We start from the raw sequence: 23,981 nt of genomic DNA on the forward strand, positions 1-23,981 counted from the left end.
ATCGATATGTCGCACAAGCCCGCGAGCTTCTTCAGGTTGGTGTTCGGGGCCATCGCGCCACCGAAATTCTCGACTTCCCCAGTCAGATCGACGTTCAGGTGCCCCCCACCGGATCCCGCGAAAAGAACTTGTCGGGCAGTTCCATCATCGCCCGGCCGGACTCGGCGACATGCTCGCGCATCGCGCGCTCAGCCGCATCACCGTCACCCGCGCTGATTGCCTCGACTATGCGGCAATGTCCTTTGTGCGAAGCATGCATGGTCCCGGGATTGACCAGCCGGCTGTAGATCAGCCGTGGCAACTGCGCATGCATCTGGCGCAGCACGCGCGACAGGTATTCGTTGCGCGCGCGTGTCAGGATAAGGTCGTGAAAGGCTGCGTTGACGGTGGTGAAGGCGCGTACGTCGGTGCTCTCCACCGCCGGCGCCATCTGGTCCAGCAGCCGGCGAAGCTCCGCTGCGATAGCCGGATGATCCTCAGCGGCGGCAACGGCGCGAGCCGCATGCCCTTCAAGCAATTGCCTGATCTCGTACATCTGCCCGAGTTCGCGGCGTGAGAGCCGATGAATGGTTGCGCCGCGGTGCAACTCGATATCCACGATTCCTGCAGCGGACAGCCTGTGCAGCGTCTGACGGATCACGCCCCGGCTGACCTCGAACTCCTGGGCGAGACCCGCCTCGACCAGGCGCTGACCAGGCACATAATCGCCGTCGCGGATGCGCGCCATGATCTCCTCGGCAATCCGGTCGGTCGCCCCCAGCGCGTTCGCCATGCGTGTGATTCCCTCTGAACCGTCGTGACCTCCGCAGATAGGGCCTTGACACCTCACTTGGCAATCGCCTACGAAATCGTAGTACAAAATGAGCGGACGAAATCTGATATGCGCCAAAAGCCCACTGCACAGCTTCGGAATTTGCTCCTGCAGAAGGCATTCTTCACCGCCCCGGGCGTCTATGACGCCTTTTCCGCATTGGTGGCCGAACGGGTGGGTTTTCCCGCCCTGTACATGACCGGCTACGGCACCGTGATGGCGCATCTTGGCCTGCCTGACGCCGGACTGGGCACCTATTCGGACTTCGTCGGGCGGCTTTCGGCGATCGTCGATCGCACGAACGTGCCCGTCATTGCCGACGCAGACACGGGTTTTGGCGGGCTCGTCAATCTGCGCCAGACCGTTCGGGGCTACGAGAAGGCTGGCGCTTCGGCGATCCAGATCGAAGATCAGGAATTCCCAAAGCGTTGTGGTCATACCGAAGGCAAACGCGTCATACCTGCCGAGGACATGGTGCTGAAAATTCGCGTGGCTCTGGATACGCGGATCGACGACGATTTTTGCATCATCGCGCGCACCGATGCGCGCAACGTGCTCGGGCTCGACGAAGCCCTGCGCCGGGCCACCCTTTATGCTGAGGCGGGAGCCGACATCATCTTCGTCGAGGCACCAGAGTCGGAGGCCGAGATGGCACGGATTGCCGCCGAGATCGATGCCCCTCTCGTCGCCAACATGACGGCCAAGGGATCCCGCACCCCGGAGATCGCCGCCGAAAAGCTGGAGGCGATGGGTTATGCCCTGGCAATCCATCCGGGCCTTGCAATGCTGTCGGCGGCCGCCGCGATGCAGCAGGCGCTGGAACATCTCAAAACCCATCGCAGCACGGTTTCGTTGGACATGCCGATGTTCAGCCTGGAGGAAATGCACGAACTGGTCGGCTTTCCCGAGATCTGGGCGTTCGAAAAGCGTTGGGGCGACGAGGCCCCCGAAATGCCACGGCGATGAACCAACCGCGCACCACCTTCGACAAGATATGGGACAGCCATGTCGTCACCCGGCTGTCGGACGGCGAAGAACTGATCTTCATCGACCGGCTCCTGCTTCATGACCTGACTTTGAAGATCGTCCTGCCCGATCTCGAGGCGCGAGGTCACTCTGTCATGCTGCCGTCGCAGGCTGCGGCGACCGCTGATCATGTCGTCTCGTCGGCTCCGGGGCGCGAAATGCTGAGCGACAGCCGTACTGTTGATTTCGTGCACCGCGGTCGCGATCTCGCCATGCGCCACGGCATCCGCTTCTTTGATGTCGGAGACCCTCGGCAAGGCATCGTCCACGTCATTGCGCCGGAACTGGGCCTGACGCTTCCCGGCTCGACGATCACATGCACGGACAGCCACACATGCACGCAAGGTGCTTTCGGCGCCCTCGCATGGGGCATTGGCACGACCGATGCAGCGCATGTCCTGGCGACGCAGACGATGGTTCAGCGTCGCCCTGCGCGCATGAAGGTAGTGCTTTCGGGTACCCCGCAGCCGGGGGTCGGCGCCAAGGACGTCATCCTCGCGCTGATCGGCCGTTACGGCGCTTCTGCAGGCGCCGGCCATGTGCTGGAGTTCATGGGTTCGTACGTGGACGCGACCACCATGGAAGAGCGGATGACGCTCTGCAACATGGCCATCGAGTTCGGCGCACGGTTCGGTCTGATCGCTCCGGACGCCCGCACGATCGACTATCTTGCCGGACGCGAGTTTGCGCCCGGTGGCGCCGATTGGGATCGCGCTGCCCGTCTCTGGCTGGACCTGCGCGGTGATGACGATGCCCAATTCGACCGGGAACTTGAACTCGACATTACGGGCCTGCAGCCCCAGGTGACATTCGGGACCGGGCTCGACCATGTTGCCGGCATCGATGAACCGGTGCCGGCTCCTTCCTCGCTGCCGGACGCGGGTCGCCGCGACCGCCTTCGCGAAGCCCTGACCTACATGGATGTCGAACCGGGGCGTCCCCTGGAGGGCCTTGCTGTCGACTGGGCGTTCATCGGATCCTGCGCAAACAGCCGCTTGAGCGACCTGCGGGACGCGGCTGCCATCGTGCGCGGCGGGCGTGTCGCCGATGGCGTGCGGGCCTGGGTGGTTCCCGGCTCCACCAGCGTCAAGCGAGCCGCCGAGGCCGAGGGACTGGACAAGGTCTTCCTTGCGGCCGGATGGGAATGGCGTGAGTCCGGATGCTCGTTATGTTGCGCCATCAATGGCGAGGTGGTGCCGTCGGGCCAGCGCTGCATCTCGACGAGCAATCGCAATTTCGTCGGCCGGCAGGGTGCGGGTGCCCGCACCCATGTCGCCAGTCCGGCCATGGTGGCAGCATCCGCGCTGGCAGGCAGCATCGCCGATCCGCGCAAGGCGCTGGCGCGATGAGGGCCTTCACGGCTCATGAGGGCATCGCCGCCCCGCTCCGTCTCGACGATGTGAACACGGACGTCATCATTCCCACCAACCGGGCGATTCATGTTGCCAAGGGATCTCTTGGCCGCTTTGCTTTCGAGCCGCTACGCTATGACGAAGGCGGCCGAGAGCGAGCCGACTTCGTGCTGAACCAGTACCGCTATGCGGGCGCATCGATCCTCGTCGCCGGTGCGAATTTCGGCTGCGGGAGCTCGCGCGAAATGGCCGCGTGGGCGCTTGATGACGCCGGCATTCGCTGCGTGATCGCGCCAAGCTTCGGCGACATCTTCTTCCAGAACTGCTGCAAGATAGGGCTGCTCGCGCTCACCTTGCCCGATGATACGGTCGAGAACGTGTGGGATGAGCTGGCAAGGGCCGCGACCCCGCGAATGAGCGTCGATCTTTCCGCGCTCCGCGTCACGGCGCCCGAAGGCACGAGATACACCTTCGGCTTCGACGAAGGTCGCAGGGACGCGCTTCTCCATGGCCTGGACGACATCGGGCAAACGCTTCGGCATGCAGATGCGATTGCGCGCTTCGTGACAACTGACCGCTATGCACGCCCGTGGAACTACCTGCCCGCGCCTGGGCCCGCATCGCATATTCATTCGGAGAAAACAGACACATGAATGCATCGCCTCCGCTTCGCCTCCCGACGGATCCCGCTGGCGCGACGGGTCAGTTGGCCCAGTGGCTGGCCGATCTCGATCTTGCAGACCTGCCGGATCAGGCACTGACGCGGGCGAAACACCTGATACTCGACGGGGTCGCATGCGCTCTGGTCGGCGCTCAGCTTCCCTGGTCGCGGCTGGCAACGGAGGCGATCACCAAGCTTGAAGGCGAAGGCAGCGGCAGCCTGATCGGGTGGGGCCGCAAACTTCCACCAACGTCCGCGGCGCTCCTCAACGGCGCCTACATCCAGGCGTTCGAACTGGACGACTATCACTTCCTGGCACCGATCCACAGCAATGCCGTGGTTCTGCCGGCGCTATTCGCGGCTGCCCAGCAGAAAGACGGGGTCACCGGCGCCGAGCTGCTTCGCGGCGCGATCGCGGGCTACGAAGTCGGGCCCCGCGTGGGCATGGCGTTGCATGGGCTTCAGATGCTGTCGCGGGGTTGGCACTCCGGCGCGGTGTTCGGCACCCATGCCGCCGCGGCGGCGGCGGGTATCGTCTACCGGCTCGACGCAGCAGGCTTCGAGGATGCGCTCGGCATGGCCGGCACGCAGTCCGGTGGCCTGATGGCCGCGCAGTTCGAGGCGATGGTCAAGCGCATGCACCATGGCTTCAGCTCCCGCAACGGCCTCTATGCCGCTGCGCTGGCGGCTTCGGGCTACACCGGCATCAAGCGCGTGTTCGAACGTGACTATGGCGGTTTCCTGTCGACATTCGGAGAAGGACATTCACCGGATGCCAGCAAGATTACCGAGGGGCTGGGCAGCGTGTGGGAGTGCGCGCGGATTTCGGTCAAGCCCTACGCCGCCATGACCGGCCATCACGCCGCCATCCAGGGAATCCTGGAACTGCGCGAACAACACGGATTTCGTGCGGATCACGTCGAAAAACTGGACATCTATCTCGGTCACGCCGCCTTTCATCATGGCTGGTGGGATGCCAAGCGCCCGCTTACCGCGACCGGTGCGCAGATGTTCATCGGCTACTCGGCCGCCGTGGCGGTTCTCGACGGCGCGGCGATGATGGCGCAATACACGCCCTCCCGCATCGACAGCGACGACGTCTGGGAGATGATCAGCCGCATCGAGGCTCATCATGATGCCTCCGTCGACAGCAAGCCGCGGCAAGAGCAACTTGCGACCCGCCTGGAGATCAAGCTGCGCGACGGTGCGGTGCTGCGCGCCGAGATACCGGAACCGCCGGGCTTTCACAGCAATCCGATGCCGAACGAGGCGGTGGTGGCCAAATTTCACGCACTCACGGGCGGTCTCATCGAGGAAGGCCGGAGGAAAGCGATCGCGCAGATGATCCTCGATCTTGAGTCGCTCGATGATGCCGGAGCGCTGCTCGACCTTCTGGAAAGGCCAGCCCACGCACTTTTCTAAGACTGCCCGAGCCTGAGGGCCGGGACTGCTTCGTCACAATAAAGGGAGGAAATCATGCTTGGAAAAATGTTCATAGGCGTCGCCGCGGCGGCCAGTGTGCTGGCGGCAGGACTGCCGGCCACCGCTCAGGAATGGCCCTCGCAACCGATTCGGATCGTGGTTGGAACCGGCCCTGGTGGAAGCTTCGACCGGCTTGCCCGTGCGATGGCCGAACCACTCGCGGAGCAGCTCGGCCAACCCGTGGTGGTGGAAAACAGGCCGGGCGCCGCCACTCATATCGGCCATGTCTACTTCCTGCAGCAGCCGGCCGACGGCCACACGCTCATGGTCACGGCCCCAAACGTCGTGGCGACCAATATTCTCAGCGACGTTGCCGACTACGGCCTGGAGGACTTTGCCTACATCAACCTTCAGTGGTCCGACTACGATCTGGTCTTCGCCAGCAAGGACAGCGGCATCGAGGACATGGAGGGTCTGGTCACGCGTCTGCGCGATGAGAGCGAGAACCTCAGCGTCGCTGTCATTGCAAACAGTTCCGGGCACCAGACACTCCTTCTCCTGCTTGAGCGGCTTGGCGTCGACGCGGATAGGCTGCGCATCGTCACCTATGACGATGGTAACGAGTTGCGAACCGCATTGGCGGGCGGCCAGATGGATTTCGCCATCACCGCGGGTGACAGCACGATCTCGATCCAGGACATGATCACTCCGCTCGCGGTCGCGCGACGCGAAGCGCATCCCGCTTGGGACGTTCCCACGCTGAACCAGGCACTTGAAGGCACAGGCATCACGGTCGCGGTAATCGATGGCACCCTGCGCAGTTTTGCCGCCCATGCCAGCCTGCCGGAAGAGTATCCGGAGCGCTGGGAACGCATCGTTTCAGCTTTCGAGACCATTCTTGCAGATCCCGAGCATCAGAAGGAAATCTCCTCACAGGGCATAGGGATCGACTGGATGGGGCCGGAGAAATCCACCTCGATTGCGAACGAGGCCTTCGAAACGACGGCCGAGTTCCAGTACCTGATGGAACAGTAGCACTTCTGGAGGAGGGGCCCGGAGATGGACCTGCGCAACACGCTTCGCGCCAGCGAGCGCTTCGTTCCGATCGGGATCTTCGGGGCCTTCACTCTCTGGTATGTCGGGGATAGCTGGGCGGCGTCGAGCCGCCCTGAAAACCTCATCCTGATCCTGCCTGCTGCTCTGGTGGTACTCGGCTGCCTTGGCATCGAGCTCGTCAAGGAGCTCGAATACCAGCCGGATCAGTTGCTGGAAAATGGCCGCTGGGAGCCCGTATCCCCGCGTACTCTGGGGCTGATGGGGCTCCTGGTACTCTATGTCGGCATGATTCCACTGGCGGGCATAGACGTCGCAAGTTTCTTCTTCGCGGCCATGAGTTGCTGGCTGATGGGCGAACGTCGTCTGTGGGTGACAGCGGTCTTCGCGCTCGGCATCTCCGCCATATGCGTCTTCGCATTCTCGCGGCTCATTTCCACGCCGCTGCCTCTCACCACCGTCTTCTGAGCCATGTTCGACTTCAGCAATTTTCAGGACGCGGTGGGTTTGCTGACCAGTTCCTGGCAGCCATGGCTGGTGATCATCCCCGGCCTGCTCGTTGGGCTGGTGGGAGCGGCGCTTCCCGGCATTTCGGGTTCGCTGACACTGGCACTCTGCCTTCCATTCACGCCATACATGGACTTCCTGACGGCGATGATCTTTCTCACCGCCGTCTATACAGGGGGAGGATATGGTGGCGCGATTTCAGCCATCCTGATGAATGTCCCAGGATCGCCGTCAGCGGTTGCAACCACGTTCGACGGATACCCGATGGCGCGGGCGGGATTGCACAACGAAGCGCTCGGGATCGGCCTCTGCTCGTCGGCAATCGGAACGCTGGTAGGTTATATTCTTCTCATCATCTTCCTGATGCCCCTCGCCTCGATGGTCTTGAGGCTGGGACCCGTCGAGATGCTCGCCGTCGTCCTGTGGGGCCTCACCCTCATTGCCACCTTGCGCGGCGACAGCATGGCCAAGGGCCTTGTGGCCGGTTTCGCCGGACTTCTCATCGGGACGATCGGGATCGGCATCAGGGGTGATTTTCGTGGCACGATGGGCATCGACCTGTTGCTGGACGGCGTCCCGGTCATTCCGGCAATGCTCGGGCTGCTGGCATCCGCCGAACTCTTCAAGCTTGCAGGCGGCGGTTATCTCGTCAGCAGCGAGGCGGCCAGGCGGCCCAGCATGAGCCGCATCCTGAAGGGCATGGTCAGCGTTTTCCGCCATCCAGGCACCCTTCTGCGTGGATCGCTGATCGGCGTGGCCATCGGCGGCGTACCGGGAGTGGGCTCGTCGGTGGCCAACCTTCTTTCCTACGCCGATGTCCGGCGACGGTCTGCTGACCCGGAGAGTTTCGGAAAGGGCAATCCCGAGGGGGTGATCGCCGCGGAATCTGCCAACAACAGCGCCGAAGGCGGCGCCATGGCAACCCTGCTGGCGCTCGGACTTCCCGGCGGCGGCGCCACTGCGGTGCTTCTCGCCGCCTTCTCCATGCACAATGTCACCGGCGGGCCGCGCTTCATCAACGACAACATCGACATCGTCTACGCCATACTCATCAGCAATGTTGTCCAGGCATTCGGTCTCGCGATAGTGGGCGTGTTCTTCATCTATCTGGCGGGCTCGATCGTACGGGTTCCGCTTCGCCTGCTCGTGCCGTCCGTCTTCGTCCTGTCTACCTTCGGCACCTATGCAATGACGGGAACAATGATCGGACCATCGGTGCTCGTGGTGTTCTCGCTCCTGGGATGGATTATGGTGCGCTACGGCTATCCTGTGGCGCCGATGGTCATCGGCCTGCTGCTGGCCCCCCCGACCGAGGGCAACCTCCTGCGCAGCTACCAGCTCAGCGGCGGCGATGTCGGCTTCATCCTGGAGCGGCCGATCGCGCTTGTGATCCTGGGCCTTCTTGTCCTGTCTCTGCTATGGCCCGTTCTAAGGCGCAGGATCGCTACGCCGCACAGCTAGCCGTGCGACGCCATCTGCGGTGTCTCGCCGCCTTGCGGATCGGACAAATGCCACAGACACGCACTTGAAAAGTCGCGTGACATGTTATTCATTCATTCGACTGAATTTTTTGCGGAGAGTCTGCTTTGGCTAGGCATATTGCGTGTCTCACATTCGATTTCGACGTATGGTCGGGGTTCAGCGCCCGCGGGATGACGACGCCGACCCCGATCTCGCGGGGCGAGTTCGGCCTCGTGGGCGCTCGGCGGCTGCTCGCTCTCCTTGAAAAGCACGGAATCCGCTCGACATGGTTCGTGCCGGGCGTTGTCATCGACACCCACGAGGAAGCGGTTGCCGAAGTGGTCGCCGCCGGCCATGAGATCGCCCATCACGGCTATTCCCACTCGGTGCCCGCGAGCCTGCCACCTGAGAAGGAGGAAGCGGAGATGGTGCGCGCGATCGACAGCATTCGCCGTATCACCGGGAAGGCGCCCCGCGGCTACCGCTCGCCCGCATGGGACCTCAGCCCGGTTACCATCGACCTTCTGCTGAAATACGGGTTCGACTACGAAAGCAGCCTCATGGGGCACGATCACCTGCCCTACTACGCCCGAAGCGGCGACCGGCCGACCGTGGACGAACCCTTCGTTTTCGGCGAGCACACGCGACTCGTTGAAATGCCGATCAGCTGGACGCTGGACGACCATCCGCATCTGGAGCACTGGCGCACCCCCACCACCGTCAACCCGGGGCTGATGAATGCGAGCGGCGTGCTCGAGAACTGGGTCGACGACTTCCGCTACATGACCCGCACGGAGGAATGGGGCGTGCTGACCTATACGTGCCACCCCTATGTCATCGGACGCGGGCACCGCATGATCATGCTGGAAAAGCTGATCGATTCCCTGAAGGAGATGGGCGCGGCCTTCATGGCGCTGGAGGACGCGGCAGACGAATTCGAGGCAAGACCGCGCTCCTGACGCACAGCAGGCCGGCATCGAATGCCGCGCCCGTTGTGCGTGGCGCCGGGCGCTAGCCGGCCTTGGTGCCGGCTGCCGGCGCGCGCATGCCGGCGGCGATGAACGGGATCATCTGCTGAAGCACCTCATCGGGGTCGGTCGGGTCCGCCTGCCCAAGGCTCAACTCGGTGACGCGGCCATTGTTGGACATGGCATGGATCATGAGGCCGAGCAGGAAGTCGAAGCGGAAATAGATGTCGCGCTCCGACAGATCGGGCAGGCAGGCCCTGAAGGCGTCGAGGAACTCGCGCGACGACGGATCGAACACTTCCGCCTGGATGGCGCGGACGGCCTCCTCGTGCTTGAGCGACAGGCCGAGCCGGATGTCGGCATAGGCGGATCGCACAGGCTTGCCGGCCCGCTCCTCGTAGACCGCCGGTCGCAGGAACGCGTCGAGAACCTGTTCCAGCACGAACGGGCCTTCCTGGCGCAGCTTGTCGAGATAGATCATCCTTTTCGCGGCGATCGGCTCGGCATGGCTGTAGAGGATGTGCAGGAGAAGCGCCTCCTTCGAGCCGAAATGATAGTAGACCGCGGCCGAATGAACGCCGGCCTCCCGAATGATCTCCCGCAGTCCGACCGCCTCGTAGCCATTCAGCGCGAAGAGGCGCTCGGCGACCTCGACGATCCGCTGTTTGGTCTCCTGGCCGCTCAGGCGCCTGCGGTCGGTGGTCACGGCTTCGTCGACGTCGGCCCCGTTCTGCTTCGCCTTGGCGGCGCCTGCGCGGGCGGGCCGCGAAGCGGATCGCTCCGGGGCGCTCGCCTTCTTCATGTTCTTCACGCTTTCCTCTCCTTCATTCCTGCCACTCGCGTCTTGTCCCCGCGCGGCTCGTTCGAGCGAACGTGCCACTAAATGCCGTCAAAAGGCCAGCCACTCCGGGCGTCGCGCCGGGTTCGTCCTCAGCGGATATCGCGGCACGGGCGCTCATTTCGCATCGCAAAAAGTACTCATTCATTCGACTAAATTAATAACTTGACTCGCAGGACTCAATCCCTGACATTTGCCTCAAAACAAGTGCTGCGGGCTCCTCACGGGACGCGACGGCGCAGGGAACATCGACAGTGGAACCCATGTCTTGAAGACAATCGGCATCATCGTGAACGGTGCGACTGGCCGCATCTGTTCGACACAGCACCTGCGAGGCGCCCTCGTGCCGATCCGTGACGAGGGCGGGCTGCTGGTGGGCGACGAGCGCGTGATGCCGCGCCTTCTGCTCGTGGGGCGCGACGAGGACAGGCTCGGCAAGGTCGCTCGTGAACTCGGCATCGACGAATGGACGACAGACCTCGACGCCGCGCTTGCCGATCCGTCTTTCGAGGTGTTCTTCGACGCCGCCGCCACCAGCCAGCGCCCGCAAGTGCTGCGCAAGGCGATCGCGGCAGGCAAGCACATCTATACCGAGAAGCCCGTCGCTCCGAGCGTCACCGAGGGGCTCGCGCTGCTCGACCTGATGCGCAAGGCCGGCATTCGCCACGGCTGCGTCGAGGACAAGCTCTTTCTTCCCGGTTTCCGCAAACTCGCCTATCTGCGCGACATCGGTTTCTTCGGCCGCGTCATCAGTTTCCGGCTCGAGTTCGGCTGGTGGGTGTTCGACGGCGAGAACACGGCGGCCCAGCGGCCGAGCTGGAACTACCGCAGCACTGGCGGCGGCGGGCTGACCCTCGACATGTACCCGCACTGGCGCTACCTGATCGAGGGCATATTGGGCCCCGTCGAACGGCTGGTGAGCGCCAACAGGACCGCGATGCCGCGCCGCATCGACGAATCCGGCCAGGCCTATGACGTCGATGTCGACGATACCGCCTCCAACATTCTCGAAATGCAGTCGGGCGCGACGGGCTCGATCCAGAGCTCCTGGGCGACGCGCGTGCGGCGCGACGATCTCGTCACCTTTCAGGTCGACGGCACCCACGGGTCGGCGGTCGCGACGCTGCATCGCTGCCATGTGCAGTCGCTGGCGGAGACACCGAAGCTCCCCGGTTTCAACGCCAATGTCGACATCAAGGCGGACTACCGCGAGGGATGGGGCGAGGTCGGCGATCTCGAGCCCTACAAGAACGCGTATCGCATGGGATGGGAGGCGTATCTGCGCCACCTGTCCATCGGCACGCCGCCTGCGGCCACGTTCGAAGACGGCATCCGCGACGTCCAGTTTGCCGAAGCCTGCAATCTGAGTGCGCGCGAGAAGCGGTGGATTGAGATGGAGGCCCTCGGCTGAACGCCGGCAAAGTCCGGCCCGACCGTACGGAACGAGTGATGATGGGCGAGAACGCCCGCGAAGGGGAATGTGCATGACGAAGGCGATCGAGATCGAGAATCTCGAATTCAGCTACGCCACATCGGACGGCGGCCGGGTGCTGGCCTTGACCAACATCGACCTGTCGATCGAAAGCGGAGAGTTCGTATCGATCCTCGGACCGTCCGGCTGTGGAAAGAGCACCCTGCTCTATCTGATGGGCGGTTTCATTTCCTACGAGAACGGACGCATTCTCAGCCATGGCAACCAGGTGACGGGTCCCGGGCCGGATCGTGGCATCGTCTTCCAGCAATTCGCGCTGTTTCCGTGGCGTACCGTCCTGCGCAACGTCACCTATGGCCTCGAAAAGCAGGGGGTCGCCAAGGCCGCGCGGATCGAGCGCGCGATGCGGCTGATCAAGGAGGTCGGCCTGTCGGGGTTCGAGAACAGCTATCCCTCGCAGCTTTCCGGCGGCATGCGCCAGCGCGCTGCGATTGCGCGCACGCTCGCGGTCGACCCGGATATCCTGCTGATGGATGAGCCCTTCGGCGCGCTCGACGCCCAGACGCGCGGCGTCATGCAGGAGCAGTTGCTGCGCATCTGGGATGCCACGGGCAAGACGATCGTCTTCGTCACCCACGATGTCCGCGAAGCCGTCTACCTCTCGCAACGCGTCGTCATGATGTCGAAGCGTCCGGGCACCATCAAGGAGATCGTCCAGACGAATTTCGACAAGGCGAACGATGTCGAAGCGGACGAGCAGTTCAACCGCGCCGTCAGCTACGTCTCCAGCCAGGTCCGGTCCGAATATGCTTCCATGGAAGCGTCCTGACATGGCGCGGCAAAACTCGCTGGCGAAGACGTCCATTGACGTCTTCAAGAAATACAGTCCGCTCCTGATCCTCGCCCTGCTGTGGGAATTCTGCTCCCGGACCGGCCTGGTGTCGCAATACGCGCTGCCGCCCCTCACAGACGTTCTCGCCAGCTTCCGCTGGCTGACGACGGACACGGCGTTTTTCACCCATGCCGGCATGTCGCTTGGTCGGGCCGGCCTGGGTTTGCTGCTCGCTGTCACGTTCGGCATCGTCATGGGAACGCTCATGGCGTCGTTTCGCAGCGTCGACGCGCTGGTTGGGCCGCTCGTGCAGACCCTGTATCCGATGCCAAAATCGGCCCTGATACCGCTGACCATCATGTGGTTCGGCCTTGGGCATTCGTCCAAGATATTCCTGATCTTCCTCGGCTGCCTGCTGCCGATCACCATCGCCACCTACAATGGCGTCAAAGGTGTGGACCGCGTGCTGATGTGGTCTGGCGCGAGCCTGGGGGCGAGCCGTCTGCAGCGCATCATCGATATCTCGTTCATGGCCGCCCAGCCGGCCATCCTCGCGGGCCTGCGGACCTCGCTGGCGCTCTCCTTCGTGCTGCTCGTCAGTTCCGAGCTGGTGATGTCGAACGAGGGGCTCGGATTCCTCATCCGGATGCTCGGCGATGGCGGCCTCTATGCCGAAATGTTTGCCGTGATCCTCACCGTGGTCGCCATGGGGTTCGTCAGTGACCGCCTGATTCAGCTCTTGACCGCACGGGTGCTCAGATGGCGGGACTGACCTTGCCCACGCCGCTCCTCCGCATGCTGCCCATTGCCGGGGTGATCCTGTTCTGGTGGGCCATGGCAAGTTCCGGCGCGGTGAGGCCGTTCCTGCTGCCATCGCCCATCGTCGTCGCGGAGCGCATACTCGCCGACGTGGCCTCGGGCACGGTATTCGTCAATGTCGGCTACACGCTCTATCGGGCCCTGACGGGCTTCGCGATCGCCGCGGCGATCGGCACGACGATCGGGCTTCTGATGGTGGTGTCGCGCACCGCGAAATGGTTCTTCGATCCGATCGTCTCGGTCGGCTATCCCATGCCGAAGATCTCTCTGCTGCCGATCTTCATTCTGTGGTTCGGACTGGATGACGCCTCGAAGATCGCCATGATCGCCGCGGGCTGCATCTTCGTCATCACGGCCAACGCCTATGCAGGCGCCAGCGGCGTCGAGCGCCAGTTCGTCTGGTCGGCGCAGATGCTGGGGGCAAGCCGCCTGCGGGTACTGACCGATGTCGTGCTTCCCGCCGCCACGCCGCAGATCCTGACCGGCTACCAGATCGCCATCCCGGTATCGCTCATCATCACGCTGGTGACCGAGATGATCATGGGCGGGGATGGCCTGGGCGGCCAACTGCTGATTGCGTCGCGCTATGCCAATTCGCCGGCTGTTTTCGCATCCATCGTGGAGATCGCCATTGCCGGCGCGATCGTCGTCAACGGCATGAGGCTCCTGCGCCGGAAGCTGCTGCACTGGCACGAGGAAAATGCGGTCTCCACCGACTGATCTACCCGAAAACCCACCAGAAAGGACCTAGCATGCTGAATTTACGTACCTTCATGAAATTGACGGTTTCCGCAGCACTCCTCGGAACGATCGTGGGGTCCGCGCAGGCTCAAAGCGAACCGATCACTGTGCGCGTCGGCTATTCCTCGATGCCGGCGCATCTGATCCCGACCTTCTACCAGGCCAAGGACGCGCTCAAGCACGAAGGCGAGAGCTACAATGTCGAGGTCGTGCGTTTCAACGGCTCGACCCCGCAGATCACCGCACTCGCGGCCGGTGAGATCGACATTGCGGCGCTCTCGCCAACCGCGCTCGCGCTTGGCGTCATCAATGCCGGTCTCGACGTGAAGGTCGTCGCCGACATCATTCAGGACGGCATCGAAGGCCACTATTCGCAGACGATCTATGTGAAGTCCGATTCCGGGATCGACACGCCGGAAGACCTCAGGGGCAAGACGGTGGCCATCAACGCCGTCGGCTCGGCCGTCGACATGGCGCTTCGCGCCATGGTCGCGAAAGTCGATCTCGATCCTGCAAGCGACATCCGAGTGGTCGAAACCAGCTTCGCCAACGTTCTGCCGATGCTGGAGGACGACAAGGTCGATGCCGGCCCGATCCAGCAGCCGATGGCGTCGCAGCTCGTCGAGGAAGGCAAGTACAAGGCGCTGTTTTCGTCCGGCGACGCGATCGGCCCGACGCAGTTCGTGTTCCTCGTCGCGCGTTCGGAGTTCCTTGAAAACAACCCCGAGCAGGTGCAGGACTTCTTCGAAGACCATGTGCGCGGCTTCCGCTGGATCACCGATCCCGCCAATCGCGAACAGGCGCTGCCGATAGTAGCCGAGGCCTCGGTTCGTCCGGTCGAGCAGATGAGCTACCTGTTCAGCGACATCGACTACTTCCGCGATCCCTTCCTGGTGCCGAACATCGAGGGCCTCCAGCTTGCCATCGACACGGCGGCCGACCTGGGCGTCATTCCGGAGGCGATCCAGGTCTCCCCGGACTATGTCGACACCAGCTTCGTCGAAGAAGCGAAGCGTCGCATCGAAGCCGAGGAATAGACCGCAGCCATCCCGACACCTGCCCGCCCCGACTTGCTCGGGGCGGGTACGGGCTCGGCGAGACACGCCCAGCACCGACCCGATGAACCATGCCGCCGACCCCCGCCCCTCAGGCGACCGGCCAACAGCAAGAAATTGAAGGAACGTATCCTTGGAAACGCGCAATATCCGCATTGTCATGGAAGGCGTGACGGGAAGGCTGGGGACGAACCAGCACCTGATACGGTCGCTCATCGCCATCGCCAGGGATGGCGGCATCGCGTTGCGGGACGGCTCGCGGCTGATGCCCGTGCCCGTGCTCCTCGGCCGCAACGCGGACAAGCTGCGGGCGCTCTCCGCGGCACATGGCGGGCTCGAATGGAGCATCGACCGCGAGAGCTGCCTCGCCGATCCCCAGAACGAGATCTATTTCGACGTCGCGTCGACAGGCGGTCGCTATGAGCGCGCCATGTCCGCGATTGCGGCGGGAAAGCACATCTATCTCGAAAAGCCCATCGGCGCTTCGTTCGACGAGGCGCTGGCGATCTCGCGCGCCGCCGTTGACGCCGGCCTCAAGAACGGCGTGGTTCAGGACAAGCTGTTCCTGCCCGGCCTGCAAAAGCTCGCGAAGCTGAAGAACAGCGGCTATTTCGGCCGCATCCTCTCCGTCAAGCTCGACTTCGGATGGTGGATATTCGATGGCGAGATGCACCCGTCCCAGCGCTCGAGCTGGAACTACAAGAAGGCCGAGGGCGGCGGGCTGATCCTCGATATGTTTCCGCATTGGCGCTATATCCTCGACAAGATCATCGGCGAGATTCGCTCCGTCTCCTGCGTGAGCACAACACAGGCGACATCACGAAAGGACGAGCGCGGCAATCGCTACGAGGTCGATGTGGAGGATCACGTGGTTGCCATCGCGCAGCTCGAAGGGGGCGCCATCGCACAGATATTCTCGTCATGGGCGACGCGGCCGCGCAATGACGACATGCTGACGCTGCATGTCGACGGAACGGGCGGGTCGGCCGTCGCCGGCCTTCATGACTGCGTGGTCCAGCCGGCCGTCGGTACCCCGAAGCCGGTGTGGAGCGTCGACAACCCTGCGGTGCACGCAGCCGGACTGCGCGACGCATGGCAGGCGATGCCCGACGTCGACCCGTTCGTGCACAGCTACCGGGCCGGGTGGGAGCGCTTCCTGCGCCATGTCGCCGAAGACGCGCCATTCCCGTCGCCACTGCTCGACGGTGCCAAGGGATTGCAACTGGTGGAGGCCTGTCATCGCAGCCACGCCGAACGCCGCTGGGTCGATCTCGAACCGCTGGATGCGGCGGTCAGCAAGGCTGCATGAGCGGCTCGCCCGCGATCATACCCTTCGGGGTCGACACCTACCCATCCGACGCGGCAGGGGGAGAGGCCATGGCCTTCCCCCACATTCCCGCCGGGGCGGTGGAAGGAAAGACGCTGCGCATGAATGCGCAGCGCTTCGCATTGCCGGCTCTGCCTCAAGACCTGTCGGTCGACGGGCAGGCCCATGCGCTTCTTGCGCATCTCTGCGGCCTGTGCGGCACCTGGGACCAGACCTCTCGTGCATTCCTGGCGGGCTATTTTGACCACCTGCGCTTTGTGATCGACGAGCATCGCCCGGCGATCGAGGCGCGGCTTGCCGTCTTCGACCATCTGTTCAGCGCAGACGACACGATCTTTTCCGCACCTATGCCACTTCCCCGCGCGCATCTCCTGCCGCCGGAAGATGGGCGTGGAGCCGTGGCCGACATCGCCTTGCGCATATCGACGGGATGGCTGGCGCTCTTTGCCGCACCGGGGCGGCTAATGCCGGCCCAGGCGCGTGCACGAGAGCAACGCTACGAGGCGGCCGGCATTCGGACCATCGATTTCACCCTGGCCGATACAAAGGGCGGACCGGCCTTCTTTTCGAAGGTGCTCGGCGATGATGAGCCACCATTCTGGCAAGCGGAGACGCTGCCCTCCGGCCTCGCCTTCACGCCACTGCGCTTTTAGTCCCTGTAATCGACGATGTTCTGCGCGCGGCCCGTTGTCGATCCGCGCAAGCTGAGTTGACAGATGTCAACGGAAAACGCGCTCTTCTCCCGGCGCTACGCAGCCTCGCGTTCCTCGCGCAGCGCGGTGAGGCTTGCCATCACGCCGGCGCGCCCGATGCCCCTGGTGATGAACACGATCTGCGTGCGACGCTGCCCTTCCGGCCATGCGGCGAGCGCCACGGGCGGGTAGGAGACGTGCTGCACGCACTGGACGAGCACGGGCTCATCGCGACCCTTCAGCCACAGCACGCCCTTCAGCCGCAGGATGTCCTGGCCGCGCAGCGACAGCAGCGACTGGATCCAGAGCGTGGCGACCGCCTCGTCCAGCGGTTCGTCGACCTCAATCGAAAACGTGCGGATGTCGTTGCCGTCCGCGTGGAAATGAGCGCCATGCGCATCATGGTCGTGCCCATGGTGATCGTGCCCCGCATCCGGTCCGGCTGCGTCGAGGTGCTTGATCATCGCGGCAGCGCGCCCTGGGTCGCCAAGTCGGCTCATCAGGATGTCCGGGTCTAGATCGCCGGACATGGTCCTGAGCATCTCTGCGCCTGGATTCATCGACGCGACCTTTTTGGACAGGGCCTCGACAGCCGGCTTGGATGCAAGGTCGGATTTGGTGACCAACAGCAGGTCGGCTGCGGCGATCTGCTTCACCGCCTCGGGAAAGCGCTCTATCTCGCCAATTCCCATCTGGGCATCGACGGTCGTCACTACAAGTCCGAGTCGGAACTGGTCCACGAGCATCGGATCGCCGACGATCGTCTGTATGATCGGCGCCGGTTCGGCAAGACCTGTGGTCTCGACGATCACGCGCGAGAACGATGGGATTTCCCCGCTCTGCGCCCGCGCAACGAGATCGCGCAGCGTGTCGACCAGATCGCCGCGAATGGTGCAGCAGATGCAGCCGCTCTCGAGCACGAGCGTGTTCTCGATCGCGCTGTCGATCATCAGATGATCGATGGAAATCTCGCCGAACTCGTTGACGATGACCGCCGTGTCGGAGAGCCCCGGGCTCTTCACGAGACGGTTGAGCAGCGTCGTCTTGCCGCTGCCGAGAAACCCGGTGAGCAGGATGATGGGTAGCGGCTCGCCCTGTGCTGCCATCAGAAGTCCGGCTCCAGGATGTAGACCCCGCCGGTGTGGCGTTCGCCGGCATAGACGATGCCGTTCTCATCGACATAGATGTCGTTGATCTGGGACGACGTGACACGCGAGCCTTTCGGCGTTTCCGGCACGAAGCTGGCGAGTTCGCGTGGCTGAAGCGGATTGGAAAGATCGTAGGCGCGCGCGCCGCCGCTGAAGAAGCATCCGAAGATCAGCGTGTCCGAGCGGAACGAGGTGTCGCCCGGGCGGTTCTCATGCAGATTGTGCGAACCGTAGCGTCCGCCGCGCGGCGCGAATTCTTCGACGGGTGGCAGCGGCAGGGTCGATATCGGAACCAGGTTGGTCTCCTCGCGCGCGTCCAGCACCCAGGACAGCTTTGGCCAGTCGATGCCATTGTCACGCACGCACTCGTCCGTCACCAGAAGCAGCTCGCGCGAGAACAGTGGCATCACTGTATGGGTGAAGCCCGGATAGGGCGGGTGCGGGTTCCATGACGAGACGACCTTCGGCGAGCCCATGTCGGAGATGTCGAGCACGAAGGCGCCGCCATCGAGGAAGGCGACGTAGGCCCTTTCAGGGCGATCCGGATAGACGTTGGTATTGTGCGCACGAAAACCGGAATCGAGCGGCAGCCGCTTTGGCGGCTCCTCACTGTCTCCCTCACGTATCCCGGGAAGCCACCAGCGGCCGACTTCCACCGGCCGGGTCGGGTCGGCGACGTCGACGATGCGGTAGATCTGGTCGTCCTTCTGGTTGCGCGGCGTGAAGTCGGCCGCGCCACCGGCGAAATGAACGTAGCGGCCGTCGACGAACCAGAGCTGGTGCACGCCGCGCGAGTGGGGCCCGGAGCAATCGAAGAAGCTGATCGATTTGGGGTTCTCCGGCGTGCTGATGTCGAAGAGTTCGAAACCAGCCGGCGTCAGGCCGGGTTCGACCGTCTGGTAGGCGACGGCCATGATGTCGCCGGTGACCTCCAGCGAGTTGGACCGCACCTTGCCGTGGGGTAGATCCGTCTGCACGACAACCTTGGGCGCACGCGGATCGCTGACATCGATGCCGGTGAAATTCTTGGGCGGGCCTTCATGCGCGATCCACAGGATGCGCCGGCCGTCGCGGGCAACCTGCATCGACATCCCCTCGCCGACGGCGCCGTGCGCCAGCATCAGATCCTGGCTGAGAAGCTTGAAGCCCGAAATTTCGTTCGCCATCAGGAATGTCCGCCGTTGAAGGAGAGAGGGTGCGCCTAGATTTTGACCAGCAGCGACAGGCGCGTCAAGAATTCATTCGAATGACTTACTAAGTCCATCGCATGGCGCGCCGGTATTTCCGGGCATCAACTGGCTCAGAAGGGAGCGACGGCGCCGCTCAACGACTGTGCGGCCTCTGCCGCCAGCGGCGAGAAGCGCTCGGCGAAATCCTCGACCGTCCATTCCGAGAGCGAACCGGCAATGTGAACGGCGGCCACGGGGCGGGCGCGATTGTCCAGGATCGCGCATGCGACAGCCACTTCACCGATGAAGCTCTCGTTGTGGACGACGGAATAGCCGTCCTGCCTGGCCTGTTCCACGCGTTCGCGAATCTGGGCGGGCTCCGTGAGCGTGTGGTTGGTCAGCGCCACGAGATCGGAGCGTTCGAGGATGCTGTCGACTTCCGCGTCGGTCAGCTTCGACATGATCGCCCGCCCGCCGGACGAGCAATATGTCGGAATGCGCCGACCGATCAGCGTGGCGAAGAATGTCTGGCGTTTGGCCTGACGGCGGATCGCATAGGAGATCGACAGATCGTCGAAGATGCTGAGGTCGACACGCTCGCCGGCCGCCTGCCTGACATCGATGAGGACCGGCATGGCGCGCTCGATCAACGGCCAGCTCCTGAGGAAGTCGAAGGACCGGTCCAGCACCTTCGGACCGAGGCAAAAGCCGCGTCCGTCGACGCCCTTCCGCAGGTAGCCGGTGTGCAGCAGCGTGAAGGCGACACGCTGCACGTTGCTCTTGTCGAGGCCCGAATGCGCCGCCAGTTCCTGCAGGCTCATCGGCCCTGGATGGTCGGCAAACGCTTCGAGCACCGACAGGCCCTTGGCGAGTGCGGTGACGAACTGGCGGTTCTGCGTGGGAGAAATCCCATCGTCGCTGCCGGGCGGCGAATTCTGTTTGACAAGCGTTCGCATCGATGGTCTCTTTCATCATAAAAATAATACGATCGTATTGCACAGTAATACGACTATAGTGCGATGGGGACCAATGATCAAACGTTTTCGCGCGACTGCCAAGCATTTTGGCGCTGGGACCGGCGAACCCGCTCCCTGCTGATCGATCCCCGAAATCCCGATCAAACCACTGGAGGCGAACACATGTCCATGAAATCCCATATCGTCGCGGCGACCATCACCCTTGCTGTCGGTGCGCCCGGCTTCTACGCCACCGCGGCCCATGCCGCGGACGATGTCACGATCCGCATCAATTTCACGCCTTGGGGCATGCATGCGCCGATCTTCGCGGCCAAGAGCCAGGGCTTCTACGAAGAAGAGGACATCAACCTCAGCATTGTTCCGCCTTCGCAGGGCCAGCAAAACGAGGTGTTCATCGCGCGTGGCGAGGAGCAGTTCGGCCTGTCGAATTCCGACAGCTTCCTGAAGGCGCGGGCCAACGGCCTGCCCGTCGTGGCGATCATGGCCGACCAGCCCTCCAGCCCGGCCGGCATCATATCCCTGAAGGAGTCCGGCATCGACTCGCCCGAGAAACTGGAAGGCAAAAAGATCACCTGGATCCAGTCGAACATCGAGGGCATGCTGAACCCCCTGCTGGAAAGCGGCGGGCTCGAGCGTAGCGACATCGAACTGATGAACGTCACGCGCGGCGCCGAAGTCCAGCTGCTCGCCGCCGGTCAGGTGGATGCGCTCTACGGCTTCACGTACGGCCAGGCGCTGACGCTCGAGGAGAACGGCTACGAGGTCAATGTCCTGGCACTGAAGGATTATGGCCTCGATATCTACGGCACCGTCTTCTACACCAGCGAGACCGTTCTGGAGAACGACCCCGAACTCGTCGAGCGATTCCTTCGCGCCACGCTGAAGGGCTACGAATGGACGCTCGCCAACCAGCAGGAAGCCGTTTCCTACGTGATCGAGGTATCGCCCGACCGTAACCTCGAGCTGGAGACCCGCAAGCTCGGCATCATCTACGACACCTACGCGACGCCCGAGTTCGGCGAGCGCTTCGGCCTGATGTCGGATGCCAAGTGGACGGAATCCATCGACATTCTCGGCGGCGACCTGCCGACAAAGCCAGAAGTCGGCGACCTCTACACCAACGAGTTCGTGGAGAAGCTGCAGGAATCCGCCGACTTCACCAAGGCCCTTTCCTCGACATCCAACTAAGAACGTATCCGCCAAGCCGCATGCCTTTCGGCATGCGGCTGCAACGGCGTGAAGAGAGACCAGAATGTCTGAACAGCACAAGACGGAAATTCGCGACGGCATGCGCGTGGAGTGGGATGCACCGATCGTCATGGACGACGGTATCGTCCTGCGCGCCGACATCTTCATGCCGCTCGAAGATGGCAATTACCCTGTCATCCTCCACTACGGACCCTACGCCAAGGGGCTCGCCTTCCAGGAGGGCTACAAGGGCGCCTGGGTGAAGATGACTACCTCCTATCCGGAGATCCTCGAGGGCTCGTCCAACAAGTACCAGAGCTGGGAACTCGTCGATCCCGAGAAGTGGGTGCCTGAAGGCTATGTCTGCGTGCGCGTCGATTCGCGCGGCGCCGGCCGGTCCCCCGGCTATCTCGACGTCTTCTCCCCGCGCGAGACGCAGGACCTTTACGAATGCATCGAGTGGTCAGGCACGCAAGCCTGGAGCAACGGCAAGGTCGGGCTCAGCGGCATTTCCTATTACGCCGTCAACCAGTGGCTCGTCGGCTCCCTGCAGCCCCCGCATCTGGCGGCGATGTGCATCTGGGAAGGCTATTCCGACTTCTACCGCGAGCAATGCCGCACGGGCGGCATCCTGAACGAATTCATCGGCAACTGGTACTCCCGCCAGGTCAAGACGGTGCAGCACGGCTATGGTGAGCGCGGCGCGCGCAGTCAGGTCACCGGTGAATATGTTGCCGGGCCGGACACTCTCTCCGAGGAAGAGCTCGCCGCCAACAGGGCGGACACGCAGCAGGAGGTGCTGTCCCGGCACTTCGTCGACGATTTCCATCGCGAGCGCTCGCCGCAGTTCGACAAGATCACCGCGCCGCTGCTTTCGGCGACCAACTGGGGCGGCGTCGGCCTGCACACGCGCGGCAATTTCGAAGGCTACATGCGCGCCGCGAGCAAGCAGAAATGGCTGGAGGTGCATGGCGACACGCACTACTCGCATTTCTATTCCAACTACGGCATGGCGCTTCAGATGAAGTTCTTCGGCCATTTCCTCAAGGGCGAGGATACCGGCTGGGACAAGCAGCCTCCGGTGCAGCTCAACATCCGGCACCCAGGCGAGACATTCGTCCTTCGCGACGAACAGGAATGGCCGCTGGCGCGCACGCAGTGGACCAAGTTCTACCTGAATTCGGCCGACGGAAGCCTGCAGACCGAAAAGCCTGCCGACGGCACTTCGATCTCGTACGAGACCATGGGCGATGGCGTCTATTTCACCACGCCGCCGCTGGAAGCCCCGCTTGAGATCACCGGTCCCATCGCGGCCAAGCTCTTCCTTTCCTCGCAGACAAAGGACGCCGACGTCTTCCTGGCGCTGCGCGTCTACGATCCCGATGGCAAGGAAGTCACCTTCCAGGGCTCCAACGATCCGCGTACGCCGATCGGCCTTGGCTGGCTGCGCGCTTCGCACCGCAAGCTCGACCCGGCGGAAAGCCTGCCCTATCGCCCCTGGCACAGCCATGACGAGGAATGGCCGCTGGAGCCAGGCAAGCCGGTGGAGCTCGACATCGAGATCTGGCCGACCTGCCTCGTGGTTCCGGCTGGCTATCGCATCGCGCTCAATGTGCGCGGCAAGGACTACGAGTGCGACGGCGAGCCGTCCGACACGCCATTCTCGAAGTACAAGATGTACGGTGTCGGGCCCTTCACCCACAACGATCCCGTCGACAGGCCGCAGGAGATTTTCGGCGGGAGCAACACGCTTCACTTCGACCAGGACGAGCAGCCCTACCTGCTGCTCCCCATTATCCCCGGTGGCTGAGCAGGATCATGGCGATGGCTGAACCAAACACACTCGACCCAAGCTGGCTGGAGCGCGCCGCGCTCCTCATGGTCGACATGAACCGCTCGCATCTCGACCACTCCATCGGCCACATGCTGGTGGAGGAAGGGGCCGCGCGACGCATCATCGAAACGGGCGTGCGGCTGCGCGGGCACTGTTCCGACGCAGGCCTGCCGGTGATCTTCATCCGCACGCATCATCGCCACGATCCACGCACCGACACGGTCGTCGACAACCGCAATCCGTTCTGGATGGCGCAACACAACGCGGTCGTGCCGGGGCTCAACAAGCCGCGCAAGTCGCTGGCGATCGAGAACGCGCCAGTGACGGAGATCGTGCCGGAACTGGCGCCGAAGCCGGGCGAATTCACCGTCTTCAAGCACCGCTACAGCCCGTTCGAGAATACCGACCTCGAGCATCTGCTGCGCAATCTCGACGTCGACACGCTCATCATCTGCGGCGTCAACACGAACAATTGCGTGCTTTGCTCGTGCTTCGAGGCCTTCAACCGCGACTATCGCGTGCTCCTGGTGGAGGATGTCTGCGCATCGATGAACGGCCCCGACTACCACGACGCCGCCATCAAGCTCATCAAGTCGTCGCTTGGCTGGGTGATGAACACGGATGACATCGCGCAGGCGCTGGCATCGCGGAAAGCCGCATAGGACAGG

At 63.4% G+C, this 23,981-nt stretch carries 23 protein-coding genes; 18 read left to right on the forward strand and 5 right to left on the reverse strand.

Annotated features, from left to right (window positions below; translation table 11 throughout):
* Positions 1-94 precede the first annotated feature (94 nt).
* Complete coding sequence (locus AAFN84_RS17830; RefSeq protein ID WP_347515983.1) at positions 95-772, reverse strand: GntR family transcriptional regulator; 678 nt, start codon at positions 770-772, stop codon at positions 95-97.
* A 108-nt stretch (positions 773-880) separates the two neighbouring features.
* Here AAFN84_RS17830 and AAFN84_RS17835 point away from each other — a divergent pair, with 108 nt between their 5' ends.
* The 8 genes from AAFN84_RS17835 (at position 881) to AAFN84_RS17870 (ending at position 9,252) form a co-directional block, all read left to right on the forward strand.
* Positions 881-1,777 (forward strand): isocitrate lyase/PEP mutase family protein, encoded by an 897-nt coding sequence (locus AAFN84_RS17835; protein ID WP_347515984.1) that lies wholly within the window; start codon positions 881-883, stop codon positions 1,775-1,777.
* Positions 1,774-3,186: a 3-isopropylmalate dehydratase large subunit gene (locus tag AAFN84_RS17840; protein WP_347515985.1), complete on the forward strand. Its 1,413-nt coding sequence runs from the start codon at positions 1,774-1,776 to the stop codon at positions 3,184-3,186. Before AAFN84_RS17835 ends, AAFN84_RS17840 begins: the two co-directional genes overlap by 4 nt.
* A complete protein-coding gene (leuD, locus tag AAFN84_RS17845) occupies positions 3,183-3,842 on the forward strand; it encodes a 3-isopropylmalate dehydratase small subunit (RefSeq protein WP_347515987.1) in 660 nt (219 codons plus the stop codon). Before AAFN84_RS17840 ends, leuD begins: the two co-directional genes overlap by 4 nt.
* Positions 3,839-5,272: an MmgE/PrpD family protein gene (locus AAFN84_RS17850; protein WP_347515988.1), complete on the forward strand. Its 1,434-nt coding sequence runs from the start codon at positions 3,839-3,841 to the stop codon at positions 5,270-5,272. The genes leuD and AAFN84_RS17850 overlap by 4 nt, the downstream gene beginning before the upstream one ends.
* A gap of 54 nt (positions 5,273-5,326) precedes the next feature.
* Positions 5,327-6,307: a tripartite tricarboxylate transporter substrate binding protein gene (locus tag AAFN84_RS17855; protein WP_347515989.1), complete on the forward strand. Its 981-nt coding sequence runs from the start codon at positions 5,327-5,329 to the stop codon at positions 6,305-6,307.
* Between the two features lie 24 nt (positions 6,308-6,331).
* Positions 6,332-6,793, forward strand: coding sequence for a tripartite tricarboxylate transporter TctB family protein (locus AAFN84_RS17860; protein ID WP_347515990.1), 462 nt, complete (start codon positions 6,332-6,334; stop codon positions 6,791-6,793).
* Between the two features lie 3 nt (positions 6,794-6,796).
* Positions 6,797-8,293 carry a tripartite tricarboxylate transporter permease gene (locus tag AAFN84_RS17865; RefSeq protein WP_347515991.1) on the forward strand — a complete coding sequence of 499 codons (1,497 nt, stop codon included), beginning with the start codon at positions 6,797-6,799 and terminating at the stop codon, positions 8,291-8,293.
* A gap of 191 nt (positions 8,294-8,484) precedes the next feature.
* On the forward strand, positions 8,485-9,252 hold the full coding sequence (locus tag AAFN84_RS17870) for a polysaccharide deacetylase (protein WP_347515992.1): 768 nt from the start codon (positions 8,485-8,487) through the stop codon (positions 9,250-9,252).
* A gap of 52 nt (positions 9,253-9,304) precedes the next feature.
* On the opposite strand, the gene AAFN84_RS17875 is transcribed toward AAFN84_RS17870, so the two are convergent.
* Positions 9,305-10,063: a TetR/AcrR family transcriptional regulator gene (locus AAFN84_RS17875; RefSeq protein WP_347516222.1), complete on the reverse strand. Its 759-nt coding sequence runs from the start codon at positions 10,061-10,063 to the stop codon at positions 9,305-9,307.
* 304 nt (positions 10,064-10,367) lie between these two features.
* Between AAFN84_RS17875 and AAFN84_RS17880 the strand changes: the two genes are divergently transcribed.
* The 7 genes from AAFN84_RS17880 to AAFN84_RS17910 all read left to right on the forward strand — a co-directional run bounded on the left by AAFN84_RS17880 (position 10,368) and on the right by AAFN84_RS17910 (position 16,958).
* Positions 10,368-11,510 carry a Gfo/Idh/MocA family oxidoreductase gene (locus tag AAFN84_RS17880; RefSeq protein ID WP_347515993.1) on the forward strand — a complete coding sequence of 381 codons (1,143 nt, stop codon included), beginning with the start codon at positions 10,368-10,370 and terminating at the stop codon, positions 11,508-11,510.
* Between the two features lie 73 nt (positions 11,511-11,583).
* Entirely contained in the window at positions 11,584-12,360 is a 777-nt protein-coding gene (locus AAFN84_RS17885; protein WP_347515994.1) for an ABC transporter ATP-binding protein, read from the forward strand.
* A 1-nt stretch (position 12,361) separates the two neighbouring features.
* A complete protein-coding gene (locus AAFN84_RS17890) occupies positions 12,362-13,135 on the forward strand; it encodes an ABC transporter permease (RefSeq protein ID WP_347515995.1) in 774 nt (257 codons plus the stop codon).
* Positions 13,123-13,902 (forward strand): ABC transporter permease, encoded by a 780-nt coding sequence (locus AAFN84_RS17895; protein WP_347515996.1) that lies wholly within the window; start codon positions 13,123-13,125, stop codon positions 13,900-13,902. The genes AAFN84_RS17890 and AAFN84_RS17895 overlap by 13 nt, the downstream gene beginning before the upstream one ends.
* Positions 13,903-13,934: 32 nt before the next feature.
* A complete protein-coding gene (locus AAFN84_RS17900) occupies positions 13,935-14,960 on the forward strand; it encodes an ABC transporter substrate-binding protein (RefSeq protein ID WP_347515997.1) in 1,026 nt (341 codons plus the stop codon).
* 151 nt (positions 14,961-15,111) lie between these two features.
* Entirely contained in the window at positions 15,112-16,287 is a 1,176-nt protein-coding gene (locus AAFN84_RS17905) for a Gfo/Idh/MocA family oxidoreductase (RefSeq protein ID WP_347515998.1), read from the forward strand.
* Entirely contained in the window at positions 16,284-16,958 is a 675-nt protein-coding gene (locus AAFN84_RS17910; RefSeq protein WP_347515999.1) for a hypothetical protein, read from the forward strand. Before AAFN84_RS17905 ends, AAFN84_RS17910 begins: the two co-directional genes overlap by 4 nt.
* 95 nt (positions 16,959-17,053) lie before the next feature.
* On the opposite strand, the gene AAFN84_RS17915 is transcribed toward AAFN84_RS17910, so the two are convergent.
* The 3 genes from AAFN84_RS17915 to AAFN84_RS17925 all read right to left on the reverse strand — a co-directional run bounded on the left by AAFN84_RS17915 (position 17,054) and on the right by AAFN84_RS17925 (position 20,270).
* Positions 17,054-18,103 carry a GTP-binding protein gene (locus AAFN84_RS17915; protein ID WP_347516000.1) on the reverse strand — a complete coding sequence of 350 codons (1,050 nt, stop codon included), beginning with the start codon at positions 18,101-18,103 and terminating at the stop codon, positions 17,054-17,056.
* Positions 18,103-19,311, reverse strand: coding sequence for a hypothetical protein (locus AAFN84_RS17920; protein WP_347516001.1), 1,209 nt, complete (start codon positions 19,309-19,311; stop codon positions 18,103-18,105). The genes AAFN84_RS17915 and AAFN84_RS17920 overlap by 1 nt, the downstream gene beginning before the upstream one ends.
* Positions 19,312-19,445: 134 nt before the next feature.
* Positions 19,446-20,270, reverse strand: a complete 825-nt coding sequence (locus tag AAFN84_RS17925) for an IclR family transcriptional regulator (RefSeq protein ID WP_347516002.1) — start codon at positions 20,268-20,270, stop codon at positions 19,446-19,448.
* Between the two features lie 183 nt (positions 20,271-20,453).
* Between AAFN84_RS17925 and AAFN84_RS17930 the strand changes: the two genes are divergently transcribed.
* The 3 genes from AAFN84_RS17930 to AAFN84_RS17940 all read left to right on the forward strand — a co-directional run bounded on the left by AAFN84_RS17930 (position 20,454) and on the right by AAFN84_RS17940 (position 23,975).
* Positions 20,454-21,479: an ABC transporter substrate-binding protein gene (locus AAFN84_RS17930; RefSeq protein ID WP_347516003.1), complete on the forward strand. Its 1,026-nt coding sequence runs from the start codon at positions 20,454-20,456 to the stop codon at positions 21,477-21,479.
* Between the two features lie 64 nt (positions 21,480-21,543).
* Positions 21,544-23,289 carry a CocE/NonD family hydrolase gene (locus AAFN84_RS17935; RefSeq protein ID WP_347516004.1) on the forward strand — a complete coding sequence of 582 codons (1,746 nt, stop codon included), beginning with the start codon at positions 21,544-21,546 and terminating at the stop codon, positions 23,287-23,289.
* A 14-nt stretch (positions 23,290-23,303) separates the two neighbouring features.
* Positions 23,304-23,975: a cysteine hydrolase gene (locus AAFN84_RS17940; RefSeq protein ID WP_347516005.1), complete on the forward strand. Its 672-nt coding sequence runs from the start codon at positions 23,304-23,306 to the stop codon at positions 23,973-23,975.
* Positions 23,976-23,981: the final 6 nt, after the last annotated feature.

The organism is Mesorhizobium sp. CAU 1741, from assembly GCF_039839275.1.
Lineage (GTDB): Bacteria > Pseudomonadota > Alphaproteobacteria > Rhizobiales > Rhizobiaceae > Aerobium.